Origin of the sequence: Mycobacterium sp. 852002-40037_SCH5390672, assembly GCF_001665875.1 — a bacterium.
Lineage (GTDB): Bacteria > Actinomycetota > Actinomycetes > Mycobacteriales > Mycobacteriaceae > Mycobacterium.
Genome location: NZ_LZTA01000130.1, coordinates 1 through 825, shown reverse-complemented (window position 1 = coordinate 825; position 825 = coordinate 1). Strand labels below are relative to the sequence as shown.

1 protein-coding gene and 1 pseudogene are annotated in these 825 nt (G+C 67.4%); one reads left to right on the top strand and one right to left on the bottom strand.

The window, feature by feature from the left end; all coding sequences use genetic code 11:
- Window positions 1–300 (top strand): annotated as a pseudogene (locus A5782_RS25865) (hypothetical protein); the annotation flags it as partial.
- A 4-nt stretch (window positions 301–304) separates the two neighbouring features.
- Here A5782_RS25865 and A5782_RS23790 read toward each other — a convergent pair.
- Window positions 305–825 (bottom strand): VWA domain-containing protein (locus A5782_RS23790; RefSeq protein WP_197694329.1); only part of this gene is annotated, 521 nt, incomplete at its 5' end.

Genomic DNA, 825 nt, shown 5'->3' with positions numbered 1-825 from the left:
GTGCCGATCTCGACGATCTCGTTCGGGACCAAGGGCGGCGAGATCGAGATGGACGGGCAGCGGGTCGCCGTCCCGGTGTCGACCGACCAGATGAAGATGGTCGCCAAGCTGTCCGGCGGGCAGTCTTACACCGCCACCAACCTCGGCGAGCTCGAAAAGAGCTACAACGCCATCGAGAACGAGATCGGCTACCGTACGGTGCCAGGGCCGGGCAGCTCCGGGTGGCTGCGCCTCGGCGTATTGACCGCCCTGATCGCGACGGCGCTGGCATTGTTGATCAACCGCCGCCTGCCCAGCTGAGGACTCAGGCGGGCAGCCTGCGGTTCAGCAGGAGACCGGCCAGGATGGCGCCGGCCATGACGAAGGCGCCGAGCAGCATCCAGGCCAGGCTCGCGTCGCCCTTCACGGTTTCGTAGCCGATCTGGCGCTGCAGCGTCGAGTACACGTTCTTCAGGGAATCCAGGCTGTCGGCGAAATCCAGCTTCTTGAGCGCGTCGATAGTCGCCTGGTGTTGCGGGGTCGGCGGCACCAGCAGATAGGGCGTGCCGGCGAACCCGACCAGCCCGAGGTTGATGCCGGGCGTGAGCTGGCCGGCGAACTGGGTGGCTGCCTGTGCGGCGGCCTTGAGCCGGTTGGGTTCGACGTCGGTGGCCCGCATGGACTGCGACATGTCGATCACCAGCATGATGACGGCGCGATTGCGCGGGATGCGCATGTCGTGGGTGGGGGTGGCCAGCGCGATGGTCAACAGCACCAGGGAGAGCAGCGACACCGCGATCGGGAGGTGCCGCCACGGCGACTGCGGCACGGGGGTGTCGGTGTAGC